This window comes from Actinospineispora acaciae DSM 45401 (assembly GCF_000620785.1).
GTDB lineage: Bacteria > Actinomycetota > Actinomycetes > Mycobacteriales > Pseudonocardiaceae > Pseudonocardia > Pseudonocardia acaciae.
In genome coordinates, this window is sequence record NZ_JIAI01000010.1 from 177,202 (window position 1) to 203,441 (window position 26,240).

The window sequence follows — 26,240 nt, forward strand, 5'->3', positions numbered from 1 at the left end:
GCCGGATGCACGTCATCGCCACGGCGGGGCACGTGGACCACGGCAAGTCGACGCTGGTGCGCGCGCTGACCGGGATGGAGCCGGACCGCTGGGCCGAGGAGCGGCGCCGGGGCATGACGATCGACCTGGGCTTCGCCTGGACGGGGCTGCCCAGCGGCGAGACCGTCGCGTTCGTGGACGTGCCGGGGCACGAGCGGTTCGTCGGCACGATGCTGGCCGGGGTCGGACCGGTGCCGGCGGTGATGTTCGTGGTGGCCGCCGACGAGGGCTGGATGCCGCAGTCCACCGAGCACCTGGACGCGCTGGCCGCGCTCGGCGCCGGGCACGGGCTGCTGGTCATCACCCGCTCGGACCTGATGGAGCCCGAGCTGGCGCGCGACGAGGCGCGCGAGCACCTGGCCGGCACCCCGCTGGCGGACATGAAGGCGGTGTGCGTCTCCGGGGCCACCGGCGCCGGGCTGGACGAGCTGCGGGCCGCGCTGGACGAGCTGGTCGCGCGGCTGCCCGCGCCCGATCCGGACGCCGACGTGCGGCTGTGGGTGGACCGGGCGTTCACCATCCGCGGCGCCGGCACGGTGGTCACCGGGACGCTGGCCGGCGGGCGCATCGCGGTGGACGACGAACTGCTGCTGGAGCCGGGCGGGCGCCGGGTCGGGGTGCGCGGGCTGCAGTCGCTGGGCGAGTCGGTGCCGGCCGCGACGGGGGTGGCCAGGGTGGCCGTCAACCTGCGCGGGCTGCCGCGCCAGACGGTCGGGCGCGGCGACGTGCTGGTCACCCCGGGCCGCTGGCTGACCACCGACGTGGTCGACGTCCGGCTGCACGCCGGCGCCGAGCCCGCCGGCGAGCTGCCCGAACAGCTCAGCCTGCACATCGGGGCGGCCGCCGTGCCGGTGCGGGCCCGCCCGCTCGGCAGCGGCGGCCGCCCGCACGGGGACACCGCCCGGCTCACCCTGCGCACGGCGCTGCCGCTGCGGGTCGGCGACCGCGCGCTGCTGCGCGACCCCGGCCGGCACCGGATCACCGCCGGCCTGACGGTGCTCGACGTCCGCCCGCCCCCGCTGGCCAGGCGCGGCGCGGCGGCCCGGCGCGCGGCGGTGCTGAACGGCATGACCGGCGGCCCGGACGCCGTCGGCGAGGTGGCCAGGCGCGGCCTGGTCAGGGCCGCCGAGCTGGCCGCCATGGGCGCGCTCGACGCCCGTGAGCTGGACCGCGACGCCCGCGTGGTGCGCGCCGGGGACTGGCTGCTGGACCGCGAGCACGCCGTCGCGCTCGCTGACCGCCTGCTCGCCTCCGTCGCCGCGCACGACGCCGCCGACCCGCTCGACCCCGGGCTGCCGCTCGGCGCCGCCCGCCGGCTGCTCGACCTGCCGGAGACCCGCCTGGTGGAGGCCCTGCTCGACCTTCCCCCCGCCGCCGGCCAGCTGGTATCCCGCGACGGCCGGGTCCGCCGCGCGTCCGACGACCCCGCCGACGCCCTCCCCGCCGCCCTGCGCGCCGCCCTGGCCGAGGTGCGCGCCGGCCTCGAAGTCGACCGGTTCGCCGCCCCGGACGCCAACCGCCTCGCCGAGCTGGGCCTCGGCCCCAAACAACTGGCCACCCTGGTCCGCGCCGGCGAGCTGACGAAGATCACCGACGGGGTGTACCTGCTGCCCGGCGCCGAGCACGCCGCCGCCGAGGTCCTCACCGGCCTCGGCGACCGTGAGTTCACCCTCAGCGAGGCCCGCCAGGCGCTCGGCACCAGCCGCCGCGTCGCCGTCCCACTGCTGGAACGCCTGGCCCGCCTCGGCCTGACCCGCCGCACCCCCGACGGCAACCACCGCCTGACCCACTGACCACCCGCCCTCCCTCCCCCCGCGAGTCCCGCGTTTCAGCACCCTGAGTCCGTCGTCTGGGCACACCCGCCGACGCCGGGCACGGCCGCCGGGCGCGGGTGTGCCGAAACGCGGGACTCAGTGTGCCCAGACGCGGGACTCGCGGGGGGTTACCCGGCGTCCACGTACGCAGGGACGGTGCCACGATTTGTTAGCGCCGGGTAAGAGGCCTACCGTGCGGCTGTGACCGATCCGTCGGCCGAGGACCCGATCAGCATCCAGATCGAGGAGCCGATGCCGGGCACCTCGCTGCTGCGGGTGGCCGGGGAGGTCGACATGCTCACCTCACCGATGCTGCGCGACGGCGTCGCGGACGCGCTCGCGCTCGAACCCCGGCTGCTGGTGATCGAGCTGGACGGCATCGAGTTCCTGGGGACCAGCGGCCTGGCGGCGCTGTTTGAGGCGCGCGACGAGGCGTCCCGGCGGGGGTGCGAGCTGCGCCTGGTGTGCTCCAGCCGGCGGGTGCTGCGGCCGCTGGAGATCGCCGGGCTGATCGACCTGTTCAAGATCGCGGAGTCGGTGCCGGGTGCGCTCGCCGGAGCGGGGTCGGATTCGGGGTAGGCCGTGTTTAAGAAGTCCAGGTCGATGGGCTTCTTAAACATGGCCTGGATCCCACGTTTGAGTTAGCCCCGGCCCGGGAACAGGGGTCGGGGTTGGGGTCTTTCGACCCCGGGAACGAGGTGATCATCCGTGAGCGACCTATCCCGTCTGCCTGGGCCTTCGGAGCACGAGTGGCAGTGGCAGCGGCTCGGATCGTGCCGGGGCATGGACAGCGCGAGGTTCTTCCATCCCGACGGGGAGCGCAACCCGTCCCGTGCCCGTCGCACGGCCCGCGCCAAAGAGGTGTGCTCACACTGTCCGGTGATCGAGCCGTGTCGTGAGTTCGCGTTGCGCACCAGGGAGCCGTTCGGGGTGTGGGGCGGGCTCGCGGAGTCCGAGCGCCGGGCGATCCTGGAGCGGCGGTCTCACCGAGCCGTGCCCGGCTGAAGGGCGTGCCTCAGATCCCGAAGTACTCGCGGTAACCGGTCAGCGGGGCCACGTCGCTCGCGCACGCCGCGAGCGCCTCGCACTTGCGCGCCCACTCCTTCGGGTCCAGCTCGATCCGCGTCGAGTCGGCGTTCGGCGTCGTGGTGAACCGGACCAGCGGCAATCCGTATACCTTGCGGATCCGCCGCGCCGCCTCCGCCACCACGGCGACCGCCTGGCCCGGCGAGGCCTCGCCGTCGGCGGCCGGCGCCATGCAGTAGACGCCGGACTCCGGGTCGAACCCGACCAGCTCGCTCAGCGCGGCGAGCAGGTCGTCGGCGCGGTCCGGGCCGATCGGGACGGGCAGCGACAGCCGGTGTCGGGCCAGGTCAGGGACCCGCAGCCGGTCCATGGCGGCGCCGGCGGCCAGATCGGCGCGCTCGTCGGTGGCGGCCGCGACCAGCACGTCGGTCCGCACCCCGGCGGCGCCGAGGCGCTGCAGCAGCCCGGACGCGGCGAGCAGGAACTCGGGCAGGTGCACGGTCACCGCCACCACCCGGCGGCATCGCAGCAGGCCAGGGGGCAGCGCACGGTTCGGATCCGGGGCAGGTACCTGGCCCCAGAGCACTTCGCTCGCCACCATGTCCGCCACTCCGCGCAGCCCCCTTGATATCTGACACTACTTAACCGTGCCGAGAGCGCCGCATGTTGCGGATGCAAGTGCAAACGACCAGCGGTCGTGGAAGATCCATGAACGGTCGTTCGGAATACCCTAATGGGGTATGAGGCCCACGCGACGAACGGTACCCCCGGATTAGCGTGCGACTCATTCCAGAGGCAGGATCGGCTCGTGTCCCTCGCCGAGCCCGGCGCGGCGGTGGTCGAGATCCGCATCTCGGCCAGGCCCGCGCTCATCCCCACCGTCCGTGCCGTCGCCTCCGACCTTGCCGGCCGTGCCGACTACGACCTCGACGCCATCTCCGACCTGAGGATGGCGGTGGACGAGGCGTGCGCCACCCTGGTCGCGCTCAGCCCCGAGGACAGCTTGCTGAGCTGCAAGTTCGTCATCGGCAAGGAGCTCATCGAGGTCATTGTCAGCACCCCCGACGCCCCGCCAGAGGCAACCGTGAGCACCGAGAGCTTCGGTTGGCGGGTGCTGCAGACCCTCGCCGACGAGGTCAGCACCGCGCGCGGGGTCGACGGCGAGCCCGATGCGCTGGTCATCCGGTTGATCAAGCACTCCGGTGCGGTGCGGTGAGTTCGTCGGCATCACAGCCCGGCGATTCCGACCGCACCGCGCCCCCCGCCCGCGCCGGCCGGAGCAAGGCCAGCGGCGCGCCCAACGGCGAGGCGGACGTCGGGGCGCGCGCCGACCCGACCGATAACGCGCCGAGCGGTGCGGCAAGCGGCGAAACCGCTGGTACGGACGCCGACAACGCGCGGCCGGCGGCCGAGGCGGAGTACGCGCACCTGGCCCCGCTGCTGTCCGAGTACGCCGTCCTGGAGCGCGACGACCCGCGCCGCGAGGAGCTGCGCGACCGGCTGGTCACCGGCTACCTGCCGGTCGCCCAGCACATCGCGCGCCGCTTCGCGCACCGGGGCGAGGCGCTGGAGGACCTGGTCCAGGTGGCCACCGTGGGCCTGATCAACGCGGTGGACAGGTTCCAGCCGGACCGGGGCAGCGACTTCTTCTCCTTCGCGGTGCCCACCATCAGCGGTGAGGTGCGCCGCCACTTCCGTGACCAGGGCTGGGCCATGCGGGTGCCGCGCCGGCTCAAGGACCTGCACGTCTCCATCAACGCCGCGGTGGCCGAGCTGTCCCAGCGGCTGGGCCGGGCGCCGAGGCCCAGCGAGCTGGCCGAGCGGCTCGGGCTGCCCACCAACGAGGTGCTCGAGGGCCTGGAGGCCGCGCAGGCCTACCGCGGCGCGTCGCTGGACGAGATGCTCTCCTCGGACGAGAGTGGCACCACCCTGGGCGACCTGCTCGGGGAGGCGGACGCGGAGCTGGAGCGGGTCGACTACCGACAGTCGCTGGAGCCGCTGCTCGCCGAGCTGCCCGAGCGGGAACGGAACATCCTGATGCTGCGGTTCTTCGGCAACATGACCCAGACCCAGATCGCCGAGCGGGTCGGGGTGTCCCAGATGCACGTGTCCCGGCTGCTCGCCCAGACCCTGGACAAGCTGCGCGACCGGCTCGAAGGCGAGGCGTGAGGTTCCGGTGACCGCCGGACTGCGGGTCAACCAGGCGGGCGGGCGCTGGGTGCTCGCGGCCACCATCGGGGGGTCCGGGCTGGCCATGCTCGACTCCACGGTGGTCAACGTGGCGCTGGACCGGCTCGGGCGTGACCTGGGCGCGGACTTCGCCACCCTGCAGTGGATCATCAATGGTTACACCCTGTCGCTGGCCGCGCTGATCCTGCTCGGCGGCGCGCTGGGCGACCGGTTCGGCCGCCGGCGGGTGTTCGTCATCGGGGTGGTCTGGTTCGCGGCGGCCTCGGCGCTGTGCGGGCTGGCGCCGACCGCCCCGGTGCTGGTCGCGGCGCGGGTGCTGCAGGGCATCGGCGGCGCGCTGCTCACCCCGGGCAGCCTGGCGCTGATCGCCGCGTCGTTCTGCCCGGAGGACCGCTCGCGCGCGATCGGCGCCTGGTCAGGGCTGGGCGGGGTGGCCGGCGCGATCGGCCCGTTCGTCGGCGGCGCGCTGGTGGACTGGACCTGGCGGGCGGTGTTCTGGATCAACGTCCCGGTGGCGGCCGCCGTGGTGCTGATCACGCTGCGGCACGTGCCGGAGAGCCGGGACCCGGACGCGGTCGGCGGCATCGACGTGACGGGGACCGTGCTCGGTGCTCTCGGGCTGGGGGCCGTCACGTTCGCGCTGACCGAGGCGGGGTCGGGCCTGACGCCGGGGGTGGCGGTGTCCGGGCTGGTCGGGGTGGTCGCGCTGGCGTTGTTCCTGGTGGTGGAGGCGCGCTCGCCGCATCCGCTGGTGCCGCTGTCGCTGTTTCGAGACCGGTTGTTCAGTGCCACCAACATCGTGACGCTGCTGGTCTACGGCGGGCTCGGGGTGTTCTTCTTCCTGCTGGTGCTGCAGATGCAGACGGTGGCCGGGTTCTCCCCGACGGTGGCCGGCACCTCGCTGCTGCCGGTCACCGCGCTGATGATGCTGCTCTCCGCGCGGGCCGGCGCGCTGGCCGACCGGATCGGCCCCCGGCCGCTGATGACCGTCGGGCCGCTGCTGTCCGCGCTCGGGTTCGTGCTCGCCACCCGGGTCGGGCCGGGCGCGTCGTACCTGGTCGATGTGCTGCCGGCGACGGTGGCGCTCGGGCTCGGGCTGTCCGCCACGGTGGCGCCGCTGACCGCGACGGTGCTCGCGTCCGCGGACGAGCACCACGCCGGCATCGCGTCCGGGATCAACAACGCGGTGGCCCGCTCGGCCGGGCTGCTCGCGGTGGCGATCGTGCCGGTGGCGGCCGGGCTGGGCGGCGCGGACTACACGAACGCGCCGGTGTTCGACGCCGGCTTCCGCAAGGCCATGCTGATCGGCGCCGGGCTGCTGGTGCTCGGCGCGGTGCTGTCCGCCGTGCTGGTGCGCCCGGCCCGGGCGGTCGCCGTGCCGGAGCCGCCTCCCGGAGAGCCGGCCGCCGAGCCGCTGCGGCTGCCCGAGTGCATGCACTGCGGCGTGACCGGCCCGCAGCTGCACCCCGGCCCCGCCGCGTCGGCGCGCGACTGACGAAGGCGGTTCCGCGGAACCGCGGCGCGGAAAATCGGCTTCGTTGAGCCGCATGTGCGGCCGGCTCGGCCCGACGGAACCGCGAATGCGACCAGGGAGATTCCGCAGGCCTACTGAGGCTCGCCGAGGACGGTGGGCTCGGTGCGGCGGACCCTGGCGTCGGTCTCCGGGCCGCGCTCGGTGGCCGGGCCGGACGGCGGGAACGGGTACGGCTCGGCGGCGGCCAGGTCCACCTGGTAGCCGAGGTCGGCCATGCCGGCGGCGGTCAGCCGGCTCAGCGGGTTGCCGGCGGCACCGATGTACCCGGTCATCAGCTCGTTGCCGAACACGGACTCCCGCCAGTGCCCGTCCCGGGTGCCCGGGCCGCCGGTGTTCTCCACCGGCACCGGGCGGCTCGGGGCGACCTGGCGCAGCGCCGCGTACTCGGTGACGGCCCCGGCGCCGGTGAAGGTCGGGTCGTTCGTGCCCGCGCCCGCCAGCAGCCCCTTGCGCGCCCAGATCGTGCCGAAGCCCAGCACGTGCCCCATCTCGTGGGTGATCACGTCGCGCAGCGTGCCGGCCCGCTCCATCTCGGCCAGGTCGGCGGCGTCGAACCGCATGGTCCCGGTCACCGGCAGCAGCGCGGCGGCGCCGGCCGAGGCGGGCCGCAGCCGGGTCGGGCCGGCCTCCCCGAGCACGCCCTTCGGGCCGTCGATCGAGGTGCCCTCGGCGTCGATGCGCACGTCGTCGATCTCCTCGCCGTCCACCGTGACGCCGGGCAGGTCCCCCACGATCACCCGTGACCACCTGTCCGCGGCCACCGTGAACGCCTCCCGCTGCGCGGCGGACAGCCCGCCCAGGAACCGCACCTCGATGGTGAACGGCGAGTCGGTCGCGGCCACCGCCCGGGCCCGCGCCCGGTCGGCCACCGCCCGGTAGGTGTCCATGTGCCCCCCAGCGGGTCGCTTTACCCGAGCGCGTCGAGCAGCTCCGAGGCGCTGCGTGCGAGCACCGGCACGGTATCGCCGAGCGTGGCGTTGCGCGCGTCCTGGCTCTCCCCGCGCAGCGACCGGTTCGCCAGCTGCTGGTACACGGTGGCCGTCTTCCACCGGGCGAACGCCAGGTACCAGGTGATGCCCGAGGTGTCCGCGCCGGTGCGTTCCGCGTAGCGGGCGGCGACCTCGTCCTGGCTGGGCAGCTCCAGCTCCTTCGGGTAGCGCACGCCGCCCTGCACGTTGTCCGGGTCGCCCCGCTCGGGCAGGTAGTGCAGGAGGGTGCCCAGGTCGACCAGCGGGTCGCCGAGGGTGGCCATGTCCCAGTCGAACACCGACTTGACCCGGTCCGGGTCGTCCGGGTCGAACTGGCAGTTGTCGATCTTCAGGTCGTTGTGCACGATGCCGTGCGACTGGGTCTCGGGCATGGTCTCGGCCAGCCGCTCGCCGACGCGCACCATCAGCGGGTCGCCGTCCGGTGGCGCGGACAGCTCCCAGCGGCGCGCCCAGCCGGACACCTGCCGCGCCACGAACCCCTCCGGGCGGCCCAGGTCCTCCAGGTCGCAGTCGGCGGGGTCGACCAGGTGCAGCTCGGCCATCGCGTCGGTGAGCGCGAACAGCAGCCGCCGCCCGAGGTCCTCGTGGTCGCGCATGGACGCCGGCAGCCTGTCGCGGATCACCTCGCCGTCGCGGTACTCCATGACGAAGCAGTCCGCGCCGGCCACCGAGCCGTCCTCGGTGAACGCGTACGCCCTCGGCGCGCGGTCGTACACCCGCCACAGCCGGGACAGCACCTTGAACTCGCGGCGCATGTCGTGCGCGCCCGGGGCGATCTTGCCGAACGGCGGCCGGCGCAGCACCAGCCGGGTGCCGCCCACCTCCAGCAGGTAGGTCAGGTTCGCCCGCCCGTGCGGGAACTGCAGCACGTTCAGCGGGCCGGACAGCTCGGGGACCTCGGCGCGCAACCAGCGGCCCACGCTGGCCCAGTCGAGCTCGTCACCGGCGCGCACCGCGCTCACCGCGCCGCTCCTGGGCAGTCGATCGCTCGGCATGCAGGGACGGTAACCGGGCCTTCGACGCCCAGCCAGACGAAACCGAGTGACGTAACGTCAGGGCGTGAGTTGGGTGCTGGTCACGAACGACGACGGAATCGACGCCCCCGGGCTGCACGCCCTGGCCGCCTCGGCGGTGGCCGCCGGGCTGCGGGTGGTGGTGGCCGCGCCGGCCGGTGAGGCCAGCGGCGCCGGTGCGGCGGTCACCACCTCGCGGAGCAACGGCCAGGTGCCGATCACCCGGCACGAGCTGCCCGGGCTGGACGGCGTGCCGGCCTACGGCGTGGCGGCGGCGCCGGCGTTCATCCCGTACGCGGCGGCCCTGGGCTGGTTCCCCGAGCCGCCCTCGCTGGTGCTGTCCGGGATCAACCCGGGGGCGAACCTGGGGCGCGCGATCATGCACTCCGGCACCGTGGGCGCGGCACTCACCGCGGGGCGGTTCGGGGTACGGGCGCTCGCCGTCTCGCTGGACTACGAGACCGCGTGGAACGACGCGGTCCCGCACTGGGACACCGCGACCGGCCTGGTGCCCGCCGTGCTCGACCTGCTCTCGGACACCCCGGAGGGCACCGTGCTCACGCTCAACGTGCCGAACCTGCCCGCCGACCGGCTCGGGCCGCTCCGGGTGGCCTCGCTCGCCGCCCGGGGCGTCGTGCAGGGCCGGGTGGAGGAGGACGGCGCCGGGCTGCGGGTGGGGATGGTCGAGCGGACCGAGCGGATCGAGCCGGACAGCGACGTCGCCCTGCTCCTGGCCGGGCACCCCACGCTGACCGCCCTGCGGTCCGTCACCGAAGACCCCGACCTGCCGCTCGCCGAGCTGCTCGCCGCCGAGCGATGGCAGGAAAGGTGGGATATTCGACGTTGATGACATCGGGCGCGGGCGGCACGCTGGGTCCATGACGGCGCGTTCGGTGCTCATCGTCCTGTTCGACGGCGTGCAGAGCCTCGACGTCACCGGTCCGCTGGAGGTGTTCACCGGCGCCAACCAGTGGTGCGCCGCGCGCGGGGACGGTGCGGGGTACGAGGTGCGCACGGCGAGCCTCGGCGGGCACCCGGTGCGCAGCTCCAGCGGGCTGTTGATCACCCCCGACTCGGACCTTCCCGGCGTCTCCCCCGACCTGCTGCTGGTGCCGGGCGGCTGCGGCACCCGGACGCCGAACCCGGCGCTGGTCGACTGGCTGCGCGTACACGGCGCTCGCTGCGCGCGGCTGGTGTCGGTGTGCACGGGCGCGTTCCTGCTCGCCGAGGCCGGCCTGCTCGCCGGGCGCCGGGCCACCACGCACTGGGCCTACTGCGCGACCATGGCCGCCCGCTACCCGGACACCCTCGTCGAGACCGAGCCGATCTTCGTCAGGGACGGCGAGGTGTCGACGTCCGCCGGGGTGACCGCCGGCATCGACCTCGCGCTGGACCTGGTCGAGGACGATCTCGGCCATGACGCGGCACTTGCGGTGGCCCGCAATCTCGTCGTCTTTCTCCGCCGGCCGGGCAGCCAGGCACAGTTCAGCGCGCAGCTGGCCGCTCAGCTGGCGCGGCGGGAGCCGTTGCGCGAGATCCAACAATGGATCGTGGAGCGGCCGGACGAGGACCTGTCGGTCGAGACCCTGGCGCAGCGCGCGCATTTGTCGCCCCGGCAGTTCGCTCGGGCGTTTACCGCCGAGGTGGGAATGCCTCCGGGGCGATACGTCGACAGGGTTCGGCTGGAGGCGGCGCGGCGGCGGCTGGAGGACACGAATGACGGGATCGCGGCCACGGCCCGCGCCTGTGGATACCGTAGTTCCGAGGCGATGAGGCGGGCGTTTCTGCGGGTGTTGGCGTTGAGTCCGGCGGAGTACCGGCGACGGTTTCAGCCCGGCGAGCGGGTCAGGATGTCCATTCCTTGAGCTGGCCGATGAGCTTGGCGGGGTCGGAGCCGATCGGCGTGACGTGCAGGTGGGTCACGCCGGCGTCGCGGAGCGCGGCGATCCGGTCCCGGACGAACTCGGGCGGGCCGATCAGGTTGGACGAGTCGATGAACTCGGCGGGAAGGGCGGCGGCGGCCTCTTCCTTGCGGCGGTCCAGGTAGAGGTCCTGAACGGTGGCGGCTTCCTCGGGGTAGCCGTAGCGCTGCATGACCGTGTTGTAGAAGTTCTTCCCGCGCGCACCCATTCCACCGACGTAGAGCGACGTGAGGTTACGGGCGGCCGCGCGGGCGGGCTCGAAATACGGCTCCTCCATTGCGAGAATGCCACCGCCGGTCATTTGTAGCGGGCCCAGCTCGGCGGGTCGTTTGGCTTTTCCGGCGCGGAGAGCATCGCCCCAGACCGCGTCGAGCTTTTCCGGGATCAGCAGGAAAGGCAGCCAGCCCTCGGCGATCTCGGCGGTCATCTCGACGTTCTTGTCGCCCAGCGCGGCCAGCCAGATCGGGATCCGGTCGCGGACCGGATGGTTGATCAGTTTGAGCGCCTTGCCGAGGCCCATGCCCTGGTCGGGCGGCAGCGGGATGTCGTAGATGCCGTGGTGGTCGATCACCTCGCGGCGCCAGACCGCGCGGCAGATGTCGACGATCTCCCTGGTACGAGCCAGCGGCTTGTCGTAAGGGACGCCGTGCCAGCCCTCGATGACCTGCGGGCCGGACGAGCCCAGGCCGAGCACCGCGCGGCCGCCGGACACCGCGTCCAGGCCGGCGGCTGTCATCGCGGTGAGGGTGGGGGTGCGGCTGTAGATCGGGATGATGCCCGAGCCGATCTCGACCCGCTCGGTCTTCGCCGCCAGGTAGCCCATGAAGGTGGGGGCGTCGAAGGTGTAGACCTCGGCCAGCCAGACGACGTCCAGGCCGGCACGCTCCATCGCGACGATCTGGTCGGTCGTCTCGACCGGGTTGCCGGCGTACATGACCGGGGCACTCAGTTTCATGGCGAGACTGTAAGCACAGAGGTCGCCGGTGGCAAAACTTTGTTACAGGTTCCCCTGTCGCCAGCGGACCCGGCCCCACGGCTTGTAGACCGACACCACCGTCGCGACCAACAGCATCGCCACGTAGGCGCCGGTCAGCCAGGCCAGCAGTTCGGCGGGGGCGGTGAGCACGGTGGCGCCGGGGTCGAGCTCGTCGGTGGAGCTGGGCATCGCGCTGCGGGCCAGGCCTTCGACCAGCGTTACCGCCGTGACCACCACCGCCAGGCTGAGCGCGAGCTTGGTGACCACCCAGTAGTAGCGCAGCAGGCCCCAGCGGGTGCCGAGGCCGAGCAGCACGCCGGTCACCAGGGTGGCGAACACCAGCGGCGGGAACGCCCTGGTGATCGCGGTGGCCGCCGTGAACAGCGACTCGGCCCGCCGGCCCGACGCGGCGGTCAGCACACCCAGCTCGAGCACCAGCTTGCCGAGCACGATCCCCAGCCAGGCCACGGACGTCGCGATGTGCGCGCTGCGCAGCGCCCGGTACACCGGCGGGCGCAGCCAGACGCGGCGCCGCCCCTGGCTCCGGTGAACCGTCACGTCGCCCGCGCGCCGGCGGTCGGCGGGCTCGAATGCATCGGTCGGCGTCACGGGCACCTCCCGGGCTGGTTGGGGCGTTCTGCCCCACCACACCACCCATGATCAGCCGATCACCACGGGTCCGCCCGAACGTGCGATCGAACCAATCCTCCGAGGTACGGCCGCCGGGCGCGTCGCGAACGCGGCCGCTATGATGCGCCGTCGAGTCAGACCACGCGGCGCTCGCGGCCCTCCCAGTACGGCGCGCGCAGGTCCTTCTTGAGGATCTTCCCGGTCGGGTTGCGGGGCAGCTCGGCGACCACGTCGACCGACTTCGGGCACTTGTAGGCGGCCAGCTCGGCGCGGCAGTAGTCGAGCAGTTCGGCCTCGTCGACGGCGTGTCCCTCGGCGGCGACCACGACGGCCTTGGGCACCTCGCCCCACCGCTCGTCGGGCACCCCGATCACGGCGACGTCGTCCACCGACGGGTGCTCGGCCAGCACCCGCTCGATCTCGGCGGGGTAGATGTTCTCGCCGCCGCTGATGATCATGTCTTTGATCCGGTCGGTGATGTAGAGGTAGCCGTCCGCGTCGAGGTGCCCGCCGTCGCCGGTGCGCAACCAGCCGTCGTCGCCCACGGCCGACGCGCTGGCCTCCGGCTTGTTCCAGTAGCCGGACATGAGCTGCTCGGTGCGCACGCACACCTCGCCGGGCTCGCCGGTGGGGACCGGTTCGCCGGTCACCGGGTCGCGCACCTCGATCTCGACGCCGGTGATCGGCTTGCCGGCGGACAGCAGCCGGTGCGGGTTCGCGGTGTCCGCGTGCTCGTCGGGGCCGAGCAGGCTGACCACGCCGCTAGCCTCGGTCATGCCGTAGACCTGCATGAACACGTTCGGGAAGATCTCCATGCAGGCGCGCAGCACGGGCATCGGCATGGGCGAGGCGCCGTAGCAGAGCACCCGCAGCGTGGAGTAGTCGCGCTCGGTGACGCCGGGCACCTTGGCCATCATCGCCATCAGGGCCGGGACGAAGAACGTGTGGCTGATCCGCTCCCGTTCCAGGACGTCGACCAGCAGCGCCGGGTCCGGCATCCGGGTCATCACCATCCGCGCGCCGGCGTACAGGCCGACCAGCGCGTAGCTGGAACCGCCCACGTGGAACAGCGGCATCGCCACCAGCAGGGTGCTGCCGGGGCCGGCGTCGGAGTCGGTGGCCACGTGTTCGGCGTGCGCCAGCATCCCGCGGTGGGTGAGCATCGCGCCCTTGGGGAAGCCGGTGGTGCCCGAGGTGTAGAGCTGCAGGAAGCAGTCGTCGGGGCCGGCCGGGTGGACCTCGTGGTCGGGCTCGGCGGCCAGCCAGTCCTCGTACTCGTCGGCGATCCGCACGACCCGGCGCACCGTGGGCAGCTTGTCCCTCACCCCGTCCACCAGCGGCGCGAACTCCGGGCCGACGAACAGCACCTCGGCGGCGCTGTCGTTGATCACATACGCCACCTCGGCCGGCGCCAGCCGGAAGTTGACCACCGTGTTCGCCGCGCCCACCTGCGCGCATGCCAGCGTCAGCTCCAGGCACGACGGATGGTTCAGGTCCAGCACCGCGACCCTGGCCCCCGGCCGCACCCCCTCCGCCCGCAACGCGCCGGCACACCTGGCCACCCGCTCCGCCAACCCTGCCCAGGTCCGCACGCTGCCCTCGTACCGCAGCACCTCCTCCTCCGGCCGCGCGGCCGCCCACCGGGTGAGAACTTCGTGCATGCTCGCGGGCGAGTTAGTCGGCGTGCTCATACTGGCCCCCGGGTGGCGTCGTCGTCGGCGTCCCACGTTCGCGCGCATCCTCCCGCGAGTCGGGGTTTTTGTCAGGGTGAGTCGCGGATTTTGTCAGCGTTCGATCGGCCTCGCGGTGACCGAGCGTGCGGGACCGGCTACGACAGATGCGCCGAGCGGGCGGCGTTCCGGAGAATGCTCGGGGCTCCGGGCAGGTAACGGCTGCCCGGAGCCCTGTGCTCACGCGTCGAACTCACCGGCCTTGACGCCCGCTACGAACGTCGCCCATTCCGCGCGGGCGAACGCCAGGACCGGGCTGGCGGCGCCGAGCTTGGTGTCACGGACGCCAACCAGGCCGGGCGCCGTTCCGACCTCGACGCAGCCCCCGTCCGCTTTGCCGCTATGGCTGGATTTGCGCCAGTTCGTGGCGGCGGTCAAGGCGTCCCGATCTCTCATGGCCGATCACAGCTCCTCCGCTAGTTGCCGGATGTACGGCACAGTGTCCTCGGGTTTGGTGGCCTGAATTCGCAGCCGGGTGAGGATGTTGCGGTAGGTGGTGATCTGCTCCTGGTCCTCGTAGTAGTGGCTCCTGATGCGGTCCTCGACATAAACGCAGCCGGGGTAGTTCCGCAGCTCCGGCGGGGCGGACAAGAGGTGGAACGTGCCCTCGGTGCCGGCGTGCGCGCCTACGTCCAGGGGCAGTACCTGCACCTCGATGTTCGGCCGCTCGACCAGTGCGACCAGGTGGTCGAGCTGGGCGCGTAACACCTCTCGGCCGCCGACCCGCCAGCGCAGCGCCGGCTCGGCGATCACGGACCAGACCAGCGGCGGGTCGTCGCGTTCCAGAACCTCGCGCTGGCGGCCCATGCGCAGCTCGACCAGGCCGGCGACCTCGGCCGCTGGCAGCTCGGGACGCCCGGCGTGGATGAGCGCCTCCGCGTATGCCGGCGTTTGGAACAGGCCACGCACCACGTGCGCGTCCCAGCTCTCGATCTGCACGGCGGTCGTCTCCAAGCCCAAGAACAGGTCGAAGTTCTCCGGCACCGAGCCGGCGAAGTCGATCCACCAGTCCGTGCCGCGCTTCGCCCGCAGGCGCAGGTCCTGGAAGAAGCCGGCGCGTTCGGGCACGCCGTAGAGCTCCAGGAGGCGGTCCAGCTCCAGCGGCTTGGGCAGGATGCGGCCGGTCTCCATGTGGCCGACGTTCTGCGGGCTGCCCTTGATGGCGGCGGCCGCCTGGTCGCGGGTGAGGTTGCGGTTCTCGCGCATCCGGCGCATCTCGACGGCGAACCACCACTTGAGCGCGGTGGGACTGCTGGACGGGGCGACCACGGTTTTCTCCCTTGGGAGTGACGGTGAGTAGTGGTGCGGTTACAACGTTCGCTTCTTGAGCGCGCTCAGTCGTAGCTTACTCCGCATGAGCTGGTTCACCGAGGTGCCGAGCACTGTAGCCGGTGAGCCCGACAGCCGACGGCGGCCCCGTCGTGCCCCGAACCCCGGCCGGGGCCGCCGTCACCCACTCCCACCGACCGGCGAGGACGCGATGGCCGAGCCCCGCAAGTGCGACTTCCTGGTGCGCGTGCGGCGGCGGGGGAGCCCCGTTCTCGAACTCGCGGCGTCCACGCCGGTCCAGGCGCGGCGGGTCGTGGACCGGCTGGTGCGGCGGCCGGAGATCACCGATGTGTGCTGGATGGCGCATCCCGCGCTGGGGGCGCCGGTCCGGCTGTTGGGGCGGTATCTGGCGGATATCCCGGGCATCGGTGACACGCGGCGGGTGACGCACGTGTTCCTGCTGGTGCCGGGGGAGGCGGTTCGGGCGGGCGACGCGGTGACCGCGCGGTGCGGCGAGCCGATCCGGGTGGACCAGATGGACATCGTCGGCCCGGGGACGGGCATGCCGTGCTTCCGGTGTGCCGCCCGGGTTCCGGACGCCGCCGAGCGGGGGCGGCCGTGATCGACTATGGGCGGCTGCGCTGGCGGGACTATCTGGCGTACTACCTCGCGCGGTGGCGGGGTCGGCGACGTTCGAGGCGGCGGCGGGCGGGGCGGAGGTGACGCGTCGGGGCGGGTCTGACAAGAATCCCGACTCACCCTGACAAAAATCCCGACTCGCGGACGGGTTTGGGCGGGGTTTACCGGTTTGTGGGGAGGTTGGCGGCGCGCCAGGCTTGGAAGCCGCCGATCAGGTCGGTGGCGCGGTGTAGGCCCAGGTCTTGGAGGGATGCGGCGGCCAGGCTGGAGGTGTAGCCCTCGGAGCAGACGATGATCACGGGGACTTCGTGGCTCACGGCTTCGGGGATGCGGGAGTCGCTGGTCGGGTCGAGGCGCCACTCCAGGTGGTTGCGTTCGATGAGCATGGCGCCGGGGATGCTGCCTTCGGAGGAGCGCTGCCAGTCGGGGCGGATGTCGATGAGGAGGGCGCCGTCGGCCACCGCCTGGGCGGCGGCGTGCGGGGGGAGGCGGTGCAGGCGGGCGCGGGCGTTGGCGAGCATCTCGTCGATGGTCATGCGGTCACGGCTTCCGGCTCGGTGGTCAGCACGCTGCGGGTGCGGCGGAGCAGGCCGCCGGGCTCGACACGGTAGTACGACATGGCGGTCAGCGGCGGGGAGTAGGCGTGCACGCTGACTGCGGGTTCGACGGCGGTGTTCGTCACGTCGTGGACGTAGCCGGCCGGGAAGCCGACGCTGGCGCCGGTGCGCAGGGTTCGGGTGCGGAGGTCGCGGTCGGTGGGCACCCAGCGGTGTTCGGTGAGCGCGCCGCGCACCACCGTCAGCGCGCCCAGCGAGCCGGCGTGGTCGTGCAGTTCGGCGGACTGCTCGCGGGCCCAGCCGATCAGCCAGACGTCGACGTAGCCGTCGCTGGAGAGCAGGCGGTACCAGCGGTGCTCCGGGTCGACGTGGACCTCGTGGCGGCCGTCGCGGACCTCGGCGGCGACGCGGCGGGTGAGCTGGCGCAGTTCGTGCAGGGCAGAGCGGGTGATCACTTCGACGGGCTCCAGGTGTCGCGAGTGGGCGGGTGACGAATCAGCCCTGGCGACAGCACTGGTCGAAGTGGTGAGCGCGGCGGGAGACCCAGAACGGGTCGAGGAGCTCCGCGTCACGCATGCGTCTATTTCACCACAAAACCAGTCTGGTTTGGCGGCCGACCCCCTTCCGGGCAGCGGATTCTCGGACGGGTGACTTGGTTGACCTGGCGGGACCCGGCATGGTTCGGTCCCGAGCCACCCCACCGTCGCCGGGAGGCGGTGCCATGGCGCTCGACCCCCAGGTCCGCCGCGTGATCGACACGCTGCGTGCGGACGGGTTGACGATGGCGCCTGCCCAGGTGGCGGACGACGACGTGATGGCCACGGTGATGGCGCTGCAGGGCGATCCGGAGCCGGTGGACGACGTGTGGCGGCTGACAGTGCCCGGGCCGGAGACCGGGCTGCCGGCGCGGGCCTACCGCCCGATCGGCGACGGGCCGGACCCGCTGCCGGTGCTGGTGTACCTGCACGGCGGTGAGCTGGGGTACGGGCTCGGGTACGGCGGCGGTGGCGGGGACGACGGGCTGGACCTGGCGGACCGGCCGTGCCGCGCGCTGGCCAACGCCACCGGCGCGGTGGTCGCCTCGGTGCGGTGCCGGTCGGGGCCGGACTCGCCGTTCCCGGCCGCGGTGCGCGACGGCGCGGCGGCCACGGACTGGTTCGCCGAGCACGCCGCCGCGCTGGGCGGCGACCCGGCGCGGATCGGGGTGGCCGGGCACGGCGCCGGCGCCACGGTGGCCGCCGTGGTCGCCCAGCAGGCCAGGCGGGACGGCCCGGTGCTGGCGTGGCAGCTGCTGCTGTGCCCGGTGCTGGACTTCGCCGGACGGTGGCCGTCGCGGATCGAGCACGCCGACGGCTATCTGCTCACCGCCACGGACCTGGACCTGTTCGGCGCGCGCTACCTCACCGGCGCCGAGGACGTGACCGACCCGAGGGTGTCCCCGCTGCGCGCCGACGACCTCACCGGCCTGCCGCCGACCGCGCTGGTCACCGCCGGGTTCGACCCGCTGCGCGACGAGGGCCTTGCCTACGCGGCGGCCCTGGCCGGGGCCGGGGTCGAGGTCCTGGACTGCCGCAACGAGACGATGGCGCACGGCTTCTGCTGGATGACCGGGGCGGTCGCGCACGCCCGCACGGTGCTGGACCGCATCGGCGCGCACGCCCGCGAGGTCTTCGCCGCCGCGCTCAACCCGTGAGTGGTTAGGGCCGCTATGACGACCCTAACCACTCACGGGTATTGCTATCAGGCAGTATGGGCCCGATGAACGGCCGCAGTATCAACGACGGCAGCGGACGCGTGGTGGTCCGGAACCTGACCAAGCGGTTCGGCCCGGTCGAGGCGGTGCGTGACCTCAGCTTCACCGTGGAGCCTGGGCAGGTCACGGGTTTCCTGGGGCCGAACGGGGCCGGCAAGACGACGACGCTGCGCGCGGCGCTGGGGTTGGTGACGCCCACCGAGGGCGAGGTCACCATCAACGGTGCGCGCTATGACGCGCTGGCCAACCCGGGGCGGGTGGTGGGCGGTGTGCTGGATGCGCACGGGTTCCACCGCGCCCGGTCGGCCCGCGCGCACCTGCTCGGGTATACGGCCGCGATCGGGGTTCCGGACCAGCGGGCGGACGAGATGCTCACGCTGGTCGGGCTCACCGACGCGGGCGATCGCAAGGTCGGCGGCTACTCGCTGGGCATGCGCCAGCGGCTGGCGCTGGCCACCGCGCTGCTCGGCGACCCGCAGGTGCTGATGCTGGACGAGCCGGGCGCGGGCCTGGATCCGGAGGGGATCGCGTGGCTGAGGGGGTTCCTGCGCTCGTTCGCGGGGGCCGGGCGCACGGTGCTCATCTCCAGCCACCAGTTGGCGGAGATCTCGCAGGTCGTGGACAAGGTCGTGATCATCAGTCAGGGCGCCCAGGTGTACGAGGGGCGGCCGGACGAGCTGGGCGGCAACGGGGTCGAGCGGGTGCAGGTGCGCTGCGCGGACCCGGCGAAGCTGGCCACCGCGCTGGCCGAGCGCGGCATCACCGACATCCAGTCCGGGGCGGACGGTGGGCTGACCGTCACCGGGACGACGAGCACGGTCGTCGGGGACGTGGCGCTGGCCGCCGGGGTGGCGATCTACGGGCTGACCGGGGAGCGCAACGACCTGGAGGAGCGGTTCCTGCAGCTCACCTCGGGGCACTTCCAGCCGAACGCGCCGACCGCCGGCCAGCTCACGCCGCCGGTGCCACCCGCCGCGCCACCGCCCGCCGCACCGCCCCCAGCCGAGCCGGTGTCGTCGGGCCGACCGGCGGAGTCCGGCCAGGAAGGAGCCCGGTGATGAGCTCGCTGCCCTCGGCGCCCTCGGTGCCGGCCGCCCGGACCGTCGACGCCGGACCCTGGTCGGTGCCGGCGCTGCGCGGGCTGATCGTCGCGGAGCTGCGCAAGACGTTGTCCACCTCGGCATGGTGGGGGCTGCTGATCCCGGCCGCGCTGCTCAGCGGGCTGTACGCGCTGGCGGCGGCGGCCAGCGCCGGGTTGTCGTTCAGCCCCGCGCTGACCCAGGTGTTCGGCCTCGACTTCTTCGCCTCGAAGTTCGCCATGGTCTTCGGGGCGGTCTGCGCCACGGCGGAGTATCGCCACCGCACCATCACCACGACGTTCCTCACCGCGCCGGGCCGGGGCCAGGTGGTGGTGGCCAAGGCGGCGGTGGCCGCGCTGGTCGGCGCGGTGTACGGGCTGGTGGCCTCGGTGTTCGGGCTGCTCGGCACGCTGATCGGCGGCGCTAACCTGGCGGGCGTGGACACCGGGCCGGTGTTCGCGGTGAGCGCCGCCTCGCTGCCGGTGTTCGCGCTGTGGGCGGTGCTCGGCGTCGGCGTCGGCATGCTGATCAGCAACCAGCTCGGCGCGATCGTGTTGCTGCTGCTGTACGTGCTGCTCGGCGAGCGGATCATCAACCTGTTCGTCGCGCTCAGCGACCTCGGCAACATCGGCGACTACCTGCCGGCCGGGTCGGGCACCGCCGCGCTGGCCGAGCTGGCCGGCGACGGGCTGTTCGGCGCCTCCCTGACCAGGGGCTCGCTGCCCTGGTGGGGCGCGCTGCTGGTGTTCGCCGGGTACGCGGCGCTGGCCGTGCTCGGCGGGATCGCCGCCGCCCGCCGCCGCGACGTCACCTGAGGGTGGACGAGGCCCTGCGCCGGCTGGCCGCCGCGCACGGTGTGGCCACCGAGTACCTGGACGACCGCCGCCGGCCGGTCAGCGTCGACCCCGACGTGGTGGTGCGGGTGCTCGGCCTGCTCGGGGTGGACTCCGCGACCGCGGCGGATCGTCGCCGCGAGCTGGCCGCCGTCGCCGAGCGCGCCGCCGCGCCGGCCACCGTGGCGGTGCGGACCGGTGAGCCGCCGCGCCCGCTGCCCGGGGCGCGCCAGCTGGTCGCCGAGGACGGCACCCGCCGGGACGTGCGCGACGAACTGCCCGCCGACCTGGCCCCCGGCTGGTACCGCGCTTCGGGTGCCGGCGATGACGTCACGGTGATCGTCGCGCCGCCCCGAGCCCCGGAGGCGCCGAGGGCCTGGGGCTGGCAGCTGCAGCTGTACGCGCTGCGCTCGGACCGTTCCTGGGGCATCGGCGACCTCGGTGACCTGCGCGAGTTCGTCTCCTGGACGGCCCGCGAGCACGGCGCGGGCGCGGTGCTGCTCAACCCGCTGCACGCGCCGGGGCCGACGCATCCGGTGCAGCCCTCGCCGTACACCCCGTCCAGCCGGCGGTTCGCCAACCCGCTGGCGCTGCGCATCGAGGACGTCGACGCGTATCACCAGGCGGACGCCGCCACGAGGGCCGAGGTGGACGCGCTGCGGGTGGCGCCGCCGGGCGCGCGCATCGACCACGACCTGGTGTGGGCGGCCAAGCGGTCCGCGCTGGAGCTGCTCTGGCGCGCGACTGGTCGTCCGTCACCGGAAGATCCGCCCGACTTCGCCGTCTACAACGCGCTGGCCGAACGCCACGGCGCCCGCTGGACGGACTGGCCGCCGGAGTACCGCGACCCGTCGAGTGCCCGCGCCGCGGCCGGCGACCTCGCGCCCAGGGTGGCCTTCCACGCCTGGGTCCAGGAGCAGTGCGCGCGCCAGCTCGCCTCCGTACGCGAGACCGCCGCCGGCATGCCCGTAGGCATCCTCCACGACCTAGCCGTCGGCGTGGACCCGGAAGGCGCCGACGCCTGGGCGCTCGCCGACGTCCTCGCCACCAACGTGACGGTAGGCGCACCCCCCGACGACTTCACCCCGCGCGGCCAGAACTGGGGCCTGCCGCCCTGGCGCCCGGACCGCCTGGCGGCCACCGGCTACGCCGCCTACCGGGACATGCTCCGCGCGGTCCTCACCCACGCCGACGGCCTGCGTGTCGACCACGTGGCCGGCCTCTGGCGCCTGTGGTGGGTCCCGCCCGGCGAGGAGCCCAACCGAGGCACCTACGTCCGCTACGACGCCGACGCGATGCTCGCCGCCCTCACCCTGGAAGCACACCGGGCCGGCGCGGTGATCGTCGGCGAGGACCTGGGCACCGTCGAACCGGAGGTGACCACCGCCCTCGCCGAGCGCGGCATGCTGGGCTGCGCCGTCGCCTGGTTCGCCCGCGACGACCACGACGACAAGCTCCTACCGCCCGCAGCCTGGCCCGAACGCGCCGCCGCCAGCCTCTCCACCCACGACCTGCCCACGGTCGCCGGCTTCCTCCGCGCCGACCACGTCCGCACCCGCGCCCACCTCGGCATCCTGACCGACCCCGACTCCGCGCACGCGCACGCCGCCCACGAACGCACCGAGTGGGTCCAACACCTCCGCGAGTCGGGAGATTTGTCAGGGCGAGTCGCGGATTCCGTCAGCCCCGAGCCGTCCGAGTGGGACATCACGCTGGCCATGCACCGGATGCTGGCAAGCACCCCGTGCCGACTCCGCCTGATCTCGCCCTACGACGTCCTGGGCGAGCCGCGTCAGCCCAACCTGCCGGGCACCGTGGACGAGTACCCGAACTGGCGGCTGCCGCTGCCGTCCACCCTGGACGAACTCCGCGCCGACCCCAGGGTGTCCGAGGTCACCGCCGCATTCCGGGACGCCGCCGGCGACCGGGAGGCCACCGGCGACGAGCCCGAACCAACTGACGTCTGAAGGTCTGTCAGGCCTGCCCGGCGGGGTCGGGGTGCTGCGGAACGATGGCGAACCGCAACTGCTCCTCCCCGTCGGCCTCGGTGAACCGCTCCACGTCGAGCGTCTTGTCGCCGAGGACCTGCGCCGCGCCGGGCTCCAGGTAGACGGTGGCGCCGGCGCCCTGAACCACCGCGTCGTCCGCGGCGGGCCCCGGCACCAGGGCCAGCTCGAGACCCTGCCCCGCGTCGTCCGCGGCGATCCGGGCTCCCGATCCCTCTGGCATCTCGCCCCGCGACACCAGGGCGTTGATGGCCTGTGCTGCGTTTTCGGTGATTGCCAACATCGCCCCGACCGTAGGGGGTGGCCCTCGGGAACGCAGCATGGGGCCCCCTGGTGCGACGGGCGGTCGCCCTCGCGCGACGGGCCGTTGTCGGTGGGCTGACATAACCTGGCTGACAGGCCCGGGTGCGTACCTGGGCCTGTCAGCGGAAAGGACGAACACACGGACGCGACAACCGAGCAGCGGCCTGCCCCGACCGGCGCGCGCCGCACCGCGCTGTCCTGGCGCGAGTGGCTCCCCCAACCGGCCCAACAGCCCTCGGACCGCGCGCCCGGCCAACCCGGCTGGATCCGCCGGCTGGCCCGGGCCTGCTGGCGCCACCCCGGGGTGACGATCACGGCGATGTCGTCGGCGATCTTCGGGGTCGGCCTGGAGGCGGCCTGGCCGCTGTTGAGCAAGGTCGCGGTGGACGACTCGGTGCGCGGCCAGACCGAGGCGCTGCCCGCGCTGGTCGGCGCCCTGCTCGGGCTGGCCGTGATCCGGTTCGTGGCCGCGTTCCTGCGCCGCTACCTGGGCGGGCGGCTCGCCCTGGACGTCCAGCACGACCTGCGGCGGGCGGTGTTCGCGGCGGTGCAGCGCCTGGACGGACCCAAGCAGGACGCCATGCGCACCGGCCAGATCGTGTCGCGGGCGATCAGCGACCTGCAGCAGGTACAGGGGCTGCTCTCGTTCGTGCCCATGGTGACCGGCGCCGCCGTGCTGCTGCTCGCCTCGTTCGTGGCCATGCTCTGGCTGTCGCCGCTGCTCACCGCCGTCGCGCTGGTCATGGTGCCGGCGTCGCTGCTGATCACCGCGCGGACCCGGCGGATGCTGTTCCCGGCCACCTGGTCGGCGCAGCAGCGGGCCGCCGACGTGGCCCAGCAGGTGGAGGAGACGGTCACCGGGGTCCGGGTGGTCAAGGGGTTCGGGCAGGAGGAGCGCGAGGTCGGCACGCTGCGGCGGCAGGCGCTGCGGCTGTTCGGCGAGCGGCTGCGCTCGGCCCGGCTGACCGCGCGGCTGTCCCCGCCGCTGGCCGCGCTGCCCTCGCTCGGGCTGATCGCGGTGTTCGGCTTCGGCGGCTGGCTGGCGCTGAACGAGCAGATCACCATCGGCACCTTCCTGGCGTTCTCCGCGTACGTCGGCAACCTGGTGGGGCCGGCCCGGATGATGGGCAGCCTGATCGTCACCGGGCAGCTCGCGCGGGCCGGCGTGGAGCGGGTGTACGAGCTGATCGAGTCGCAGCCCGAGGTCACCGACCCGGACGACCCTGAGGAGCTGCCGGCGGGTCGACTGTCCGTCGAGCTGGCCGACGTGCGGTTCGGTTACACCCGCGACGAGCCGGTGCTGGACGGCGTCTCGCTGCGGGTGGAGCCGGGCGAGACGGTCGCGCTGGTCGGCTCGGCCGGGTCCGGCAAGTCCACGGTGGCCATGCTGCTGCCCCGGTTCTACGACCCGCAGGCCGGCGAGATCCGCATCGGTGACGTCCCGCTGGACCGGCTGCGCAGGTCCGCGCTGCGCCGCGAGCTGGGGGTGGTGTTCGAGGAGGCGTTCCTGTTCTCCGACACCATCCGCGCCAACATCGCCTACGGCCGCCCGGACGCCACCGACGAGGAGGTCTGCGCCGCCGCCCGCGCCGCCCAGGTGGAAGAGTTCGTCGAGCACCTGCCGGATCGCTACGACACGGTGGTCGGCGAGCGCGGGCTGACCCTGTCCGGCGGGCAGCGTCAGCGGATCGCGCTGGCCAGGGCGCTGCTGTCGGACCCGCGCATCCTGCTGCTGGACGACGCCACCTCGGCGGTGGACGCCACCACCGAGGCCGCCATCCACGCCACCCTGCGCACGGTCACCGCCGCGCGGACCACGATCCTGATCGCGCACCGCCGCTCCACGCTCGCGCTGGCCGACCGGATCGTGGTGCTGGACGGCGGCCGGGTGGTCGACGCCGGCACCGAGGCCGAGCTGGACGCCCGGGGCGCGCTGCTGTCGGTGAGCGGGAACGGCCACCGGTCCGGCCGCCCGCGCGACGGCGCGGAGCTGTGGCCGGAACCCCCGGAGGGCGACGCGCCGACGCGGCGGCCCGAAGCCGGCGAGTGGCCGGGGGTGGGCTCGGTTCCGCCGTCGCCCGCGCTGCTGGCCTCGGTGAACGCCCTGCCCGAGCCGACCGACCGCCCGGTGCTGAACGGAGCGGACGCCACCGCGCCGGACCCCGGCTTCACGCTGCGCCGGCTGCTGCGCCCGGTGCGCGGGCTGCTGGCCCTGAGCATCGTGCTGGTCGCGGCGGGAGCGATGGCCAGCGTGGCGTACCCGTCGCTGGCCCGGCTGGCGGTGGACGGCGGGATCGTCGGCCACGCGCCCGGCGTTCTCCTGCTGGCCACGGTGATCGGCGTGCTGGTCGTGACGGCGGACTGGCTGGTCACCAGGGCGCAGACGATCGTGACGGCCAGGGCCGGGGAGAGCGTGCTCTACCTGCTGCGGGTGCGCAGCTACGCCCACCTGCAGCGGCTCGGGCTGGACTACTACGAGCGCGAGCTGTCCGGCCGGATCATGACCAGGATGACCACCGACGTGGACGCGCTGTCCACGTTCCTGCAGACCGGGCTGGCGCAGGCGGTGGTCAGCCTGCTCACGATCCTCGGCGTGGCCGGCGCGCTGCTGCTCACCGACCCCGGGCTGGCGCTGGTCGCGCTGGCCGGGCTGCCGGTGCTGGCGGCGGCCACCGTGGTGTTCCGCAAGCTGGCCACCGAGGCATACGCGCAGGCCCGCGAGCGGGTTAGCGCGGTCAACGCCGACCTGCAGGAGAACGTGACCGGGCTGCGGGTCTCGCAGGCGTACGTGCGCGAGGACTACAGCGCCGCCGAGTTCAGCGCGCTGAGCATGGCCTACCGGGTGACCCGGCTGCGCGCGCAGCGCTACATCGCCACCTACTTCCCGTTCGTCACGCTGCTCTCCGAGCTGGCCCAGGCGGCGGTGCTCGGGGTCGGCGCGTCCCGGGTGGCGGCCGGCGAGCTGACCCCCGGCGTGCTGGCCGCGTTCCTGCTCTACCTGGGCATGTTCTTCACCCCGGTGCAGCAGCTCTCCCAGGTGTTCGACGGCTACCAGCAGGCGCGGGTCGGCCTGACCCGGATCGGCGACCTGCTGCGCACCCCGACCTCGGTGCCGGCCGCCGCGCCCGACGACCGGGTGGAGGTGCCGGCGCGGCTGCGCGGCGAGGTCGAGTTCGACACCGTCGGGTTCCGCTACCCGGCGGCCGAGCGGGACGCGCTGCGTGAGGTCTCGCTGCGGATCCCGCCCGGCGAGACGGTCGCGCTGGTCGGCGCCACCGGGGCCGGCAAGTCCACGGTGGTCAAGCTGCTCGGGCGGTTCTACGACGTGACGTCCGGCCGGCTGCTGGTGGACGGGGTGGACCTGCGCCGCTACCCGCTCTCGGCGTACCGGCAGCGGCTCGGCGTGGTCCCGCAGGAGGCGCACCTGTTCACCGGGGACGTGGCGTCCAACATCGCCTACGGCCGCCCGGACGCCCCGCCCGAGCGGATCGAGGCCGCCGCCAGGGCCGTCGGCGCCCTGGACATGATCGCCACCCTGCCCGCCGGCTTCCGCCAGCCCGTCGGCGAACGCGGCCAGGGCCTGTCCGCCGGCCAGCGCCAACTGGTCGCCCTGGCCCGCGCCGAGCTGGTCGACCCCGACCTGCTGCTGCTCGACGAGGCGACCGCCGCGCTCGACCCGGCCACCGAGGCCGCTGTGCTCGCCGCCAGCGACCGCCTCACCGGCCGGGCGCCCGGCGCCGGGGCCGAACACCGCCGCCGCACCACCGTGATCGTCGCCCACCGCCTGGCCACCGCCGCCCGCGCCGACCGCATCCTGGTCCTGGCCGACGGCCAGATAGTCGAACAAGGCACCCACGCCGCCCTGCTGGCCGCCAACGGCCGCTACGCCGCCTTCTGGCGCGCCGGCACCCCGGAGGCCTGACTCGGGCGTCGCACAC

Annotated in this window: 25 protein-coding genes; 14 read left to right on the forward strand and 11 right to left on the reverse strand. The window is 73.7% G+C overall.

What is annotated here, in order from left to right:
- The first annotated feature begins 5 nt into the window (after positions 1–5).
- From selB to N912_RS0134630, 3 genes are all read left to right on the forward strand, one after another.
- Positions 6–1,832: a selenocysteine-specific translation elongation factor gene (gene selB / locus N912_RS0134620; protein WP_028926028.1), complete on the forward strand. Its 1,827-nt coding sequence runs from the start codon at positions 6–8 to the stop codon at positions 1,830–1,832.
- A gap of 222 nt (positions 1,833–2,054) precedes the next feature.
- Positions 2,055–2,432, forward strand: coding sequence for an STAS domain-containing protein (locus N912_RS0134625; RefSeq protein WP_028926029.1), 378 nt, complete (start codon positions 2,055–2,057; stop codon positions 2,430–2,432).
- Positions 2,433–2,561: 129 nt separating this feature from the next.
- On the forward strand, positions 2,562–2,858 hold the full coding sequence (locus N912_RS0134630) for a WhiB family transcriptional regulator (RefSeq protein WP_028926030.1): 297 nt from the start codon (positions 2,562–2,564) through the stop codon (positions 2,856–2,858).
- Between the two features lie 10 nt (positions 2,859–2,868).
- Here the strand turns inward: N912_RS0134630 and N912_RS0134635 are convergent, their stop codons facing one another.
- On the reverse strand, positions 2,869–3,480 hold the full coding sequence (locus N912_RS0134635) for a hypothetical protein (RefSeq protein WP_156994232.1): 612 nt from the start codon (positions 3,478–3,480) through the stop codon (positions 2,869–2,871).
- Between the two features lie 207 nt (positions 3,481–3,687).
- Between N912_RS0134635 and N912_RS0134640 the strand changes: the two genes are divergently transcribed.
- The 3 genes from N912_RS0134640 (at position 3,688) to N912_RS56485 (ending at position 6,564) form a co-directional block, all read left to right on the forward strand.
- Positions 3,688–4,095, forward strand: coding sequence for an ATP-binding protein (locus N912_RS0134640; RefSeq protein ID WP_028926032.1), 408 nt, complete (start codon positions 3,688–3,690; stop codon positions 4,093–4,095).
- Between the two features lie 212 nt (positions 4,096–4,307).
- Entirely contained in the window at positions 4,308–5,048 is a 741-nt protein-coding gene (locus N912_RS56480) for a SigB/SigF/SigG family RNA polymerase sigma factor (RefSeq protein ID WP_037068237.1), read from the forward strand.
- 7 nt (positions 5,049–5,055) lie between these two features.
- Positions 5,056–6,564, forward strand: a complete 1,509-nt coding sequence (locus N912_RS56485) for an MFS transporter (RefSeq protein ID WP_037068116.1) — start codon at positions 5,056–5,058, stop codon at positions 6,562–6,564.
- Positions 6,565–6,674: 110 nt separating this feature from the next.
- On the opposite strand, the gene N912_RS56490 is transcribed toward N912_RS56485, so the two are convergent.
- Positions 6,675–7,490: a leishmanolysin-related zinc metalloendopeptidase gene (locus N912_RS56490; protein WP_051581213.1), complete on the reverse strand. Its 816-nt coding sequence runs from the start codon at positions 7,488–7,490 to the stop codon at positions 6,675–6,677.
- Between the two features lie 20 nt (positions 7,491–7,510).
- Positions 7,511–8,587, reverse strand: coding sequence for a phosphotransferase family protein (locus N912_RS0134660; RefSeq protein ID WP_037068118.1), 1,077 nt, complete (start codon positions 8,585–8,587; stop codon positions 7,511–7,513).
- Between the two features lie 64 nt (positions 8,588–8,651).
- On the opposite strand from N912_RS0134660, the gene surE reads away from it, so the two are divergent.
- The gene (surE, locus tag N912_RS56495) at positions 8,652–9,452 is read left to right on the forward strand and encodes a 5'/3'-nucleotidase SurE (RefSeq protein WP_037068120.1); all 801 of its coding nucleotides are present in this window, start codon (positions 8,652–8,654) and stop codon (positions 9,450–9,452) included.
- A gap of 31 nt (positions 9,453–9,483) precedes the next feature.
- A complete protein-coding gene (locus tag N912_RS0134670; protein ID WP_028926034.1) occupies positions 9,484–10,470 on the forward strand; it encodes a GlxA family transcriptional regulator in 987 nt (328 codons plus the stop codon).
- Here N912_RS0134670 and N912_RS0134675 read toward each other — a convergent pair.
- The 5 genes from N912_RS0134675 to N912_RS0134695 all read right to left on the reverse strand — a co-directional run bounded on the left by N912_RS0134675 (position 10,451) and on the right by N912_RS0134695 (position 15,132).
- The gene (locus tag N912_RS0134675; RefSeq protein WP_028926035.1) at positions 10,451–11,482 is read right to left on the reverse strand and encodes an LLM class F420-dependent oxidoreductase; all 1,032 of its coding nucleotides are present in this window, start codon (positions 11,480–11,482) and stop codon (positions 10,451–10,453) included. The two genes, N912_RS0134670 and N912_RS0134675, sit on opposite strands and share 20 nt — an antisense overlap.
- A gap of 42 nt (positions 11,483–11,524) precedes the next feature.
- The gene (locus tag N912_RS0134680; protein ID WP_028926036.1) at positions 11,525–12,112 is read right to left on the reverse strand and encodes a hypothetical protein; all 588 of its coding nucleotides are present in this window, start codon (positions 12,110–12,112) and stop codon (positions 11,525–11,527) included.
- 155 nt (positions 12,113–12,267) lie between these two features.
- Positions 12,268–13,824, reverse strand: a complete 1,557-nt coding sequence (locus N912_RS0134685; protein ID WP_051581214.1) for a long-chain-fatty-acid--CoA ligase — start codon at positions 13,822–13,824, stop codon at positions 12,268–12,270.
- Positions 13,825–14,043: 219 nt separating this feature from the next.
- Positions 14,044–14,259, reverse strand: coding sequence for a DUF397 domain-containing protein (locus tag N912_RS0134690; RefSeq protein ID WP_028926038.1), 216 nt, complete (start codon positions 14,257–14,259; stop codon positions 14,044–14,046).
- A gap of 6 nt (positions 14,260–14,265) precedes the next feature.
- Complete coding sequence (locus N912_RS0134695; RefSeq protein WP_028926039.1) at positions 14,266–15,132, reverse strand: helix-turn-helix domain-containing protein; 867 nt, start codon at positions 15,130–15,132, stop codon at positions 14,266–14,268.
- Between the two features lie 85 nt (positions 15,133–15,217).
- Here N912_RS0134695 and N912_RS61000 point away from each other — a divergent pair, with 85 nt between their 5' ends.
- On the forward strand, positions 15,218–15,754 hold the full coding sequence (locus N912_RS61000; RefSeq protein WP_156994233.1) for a hypothetical protein: 537 nt from the start codon (positions 15,218–15,220) through the stop codon (positions 15,752–15,754).
- Between the two features lie 178 nt (positions 15,755–15,932).
- On the opposite strand, the gene N912_RS0134705 is transcribed toward N912_RS61000, so the two are convergent.
- On the reverse strand, positions 15,933–16,307 hold the full coding sequence (locus N912_RS0134705; protein WP_028926040.1) for a rhodanese-like domain-containing protein: 375 nt from the start codon (positions 16,305–16,307) through the stop codon (positions 15,933–15,935).
- Complete coding sequence (locus N912_RS0134710; protein ID WP_028926041.1) at positions 16,304–16,783, reverse strand: cysteine dioxygenase; 480 nt, start codon at positions 16,781–16,783, stop codon at positions 16,304–16,306. The genes N912_RS0134705 and N912_RS0134710 overlap by 4 nt, the downstream gene beginning before the upstream one ends.
- Positions 16,784–17,049: 266 nt before the next feature.
- Here N912_RS0134710 and N912_RS0134715 point away from each other — a divergent pair, with 266 nt between their 5' ends.
- The 4 genes from N912_RS0134715 (at position 17,050) to malQ (ending at position 21,960) form a co-directional block, all read left to right on the forward strand.
- Complete coding sequence (locus N912_RS0134715; protein WP_028926042.1) at positions 17,050–18,021, forward strand: alpha/beta hydrolase fold domain-containing protein; 972 nt, start codon at positions 17,050–17,052, stop codon at positions 18,019–18,021.
- Between the two features lie 65 nt (positions 18,022–18,086).
- Complete coding sequence (locus N912_RS0134720; RefSeq protein WP_425415343.1) at positions 18,087–19,139, forward strand: ATP-binding cassette domain-containing protein; 1,053 nt, start codon at positions 18,087–18,089, stop codon at positions 19,137–19,139.
- Complete coding sequence (locus N912_RS0134725; protein ID WP_028926044.1) at positions 19,139–19,975, forward strand: ABC transporter permease; 837 nt, start codon at positions 19,139–19,141, stop codon at positions 19,973–19,975. The genes N912_RS0134720 and N912_RS0134725 overlap by 1 nt, the downstream gene beginning before the upstream one ends.
- A gap of 2 nt (positions 19,976–19,977) precedes the next feature.
- On the forward strand, positions 19,978–21,960 hold the full coding sequence (gene malQ, locus N912_RS56505) for a 4-alpha-glucanotransferase (RefSeq protein WP_051581216.1): 1,983 nt from the start codon (positions 19,978–19,980) through the stop codon (positions 21,958–21,960).
- Between the two features lie 7 nt (positions 21,961–21,967).
- Here malQ and N912_RS0134735 read toward each other — a convergent pair whose 3' ends face one another.
- Positions 21,968–22,282 carry an iron-sulfur cluster assembly accessory protein gene (locus N912_RS0134735; protein ID WP_028926045.1) on the reverse strand — a complete coding sequence of 105 codons (315 nt, stop codon included), beginning with the start codon at positions 22,280–22,282 and terminating at the stop codon, positions 21,968–21,970.
- Positions 22,283–22,621: 339 nt separating this feature from the next.
- Here N912_RS0134735 and N912_RS56510 point away from each other — a divergent pair, with 339 nt between their 5' ends.
- The gene (locus N912_RS56510; protein ID WP_084211492.1) at positions 22,622–26,224 is read left to right on the forward strand and encodes an ABC transporter ATP-binding protein; all 3,603 of its coding nucleotides are present in this window, start codon (positions 22,622–22,624) and stop codon (positions 26,222–26,224) included.
- Positions 26,225–26,240: the final 16 nt, after the last annotated feature.

Coding starts and splice junctions, on each gene's coding strand:
- N912_RS0134735 (WP_028926045.1), bottom strand. CDS start 22,282: ATGTTGGCAATCACCGAAAACGCAGCACAGGCCATCAACGCCCTGGTG.
- N912_RS0134705 (WP_028926040.1), bottom strand. CDS start 16,307: ATGACCATCGACGAGATGCTCGCCAACGCCCGCGCCCGCCTGCACCGC.
- selB (WP_028926028.1), top strand. CDS start 6: ATGCACGTCATCGCCACGGCGGGGCACGTGGACCACGGCAAGTCGACG.
- N912_RS0134715 (WP_028926042.1), top strand. CDS start 17,050: ATGGCGCTCGACCCCCAGGTCCGCCGCGTGATCGACACGCTGCGTGCG.
- N912_RS56510 (WP_084211492.1), top strand. CDS start 22,622: ATGTCGTCGGCGATCTTCGGGGTCGGCCTGGAGGCGGCCTGGCCGCTG.
- N912_RS0134635 (WP_156994232.1), bottom strand. CDS start 3,480: ATGGTGGCGAGCGAAGTGCTCTGGGGCCAGGTACCTGCCCCGGATCCG.
- N912_RS0134685 (WP_051581214.1), bottom strand. CDS start 13,824: ATGAGCACGCCGACTAACTCGCCCGCGAGCATGCACGAAGTTCTCACC.
- N912_RS0134720 (WP_425415343.1), top strand. CDS start 18,087: ATGAACGGCCGCAGTATCAACGACGGCAGCGGACGCGTGGTGGTCCGG.
- N912_RS0134660 (WP_037068118.1), bottom strand. CDS start 8,587: ATGCCGAGCGATCGACTGCCCAGGAGCGGCGCGGTGAGCGCGGTGCGC.
- N912_RS0134690 (WP_028926038.1), bottom strand. CDS start 14,259: ATGAGAGATCGGGACGCCTTGACCGCCGCCACGAACTGGCGCAAATCC.
- N912_RS0134670 (WP_028926034.1), top strand. CDS start 9,484: ATGACGGCGCGTTCGGTGCTCATCGTCCTGTTCGACGGCGTGCAGAGC.
- N912_RS0134675 (WP_028926035.1), bottom strand. CDS start 11,482: ATGAAACTGAGTGCCCCGGTCATGTACGCCGGCAACCCGGTCGAGACG.
- N912_RS61000 (WP_156994233.1), top strand. CDS start 15,218: ATGAGCTGGTTCACCGAGGTGCCGAGCACTGTAGCCGGTGAGCCCGAC.
- N912_RS0134725 (WP_028926044.1), top strand. CDS start 19,139: ATGAGCTCGCTGCCCTCGGCGCCCTCGGTGCCGGCCGCCCGGACCGTC.
- N912_RS56490 (WP_051581213.1), bottom strand. CDS start 7,490: ATGGACACCTACCGGGCGGTGGCCGACCGGGCGCGGGCCCGGGCGGTG.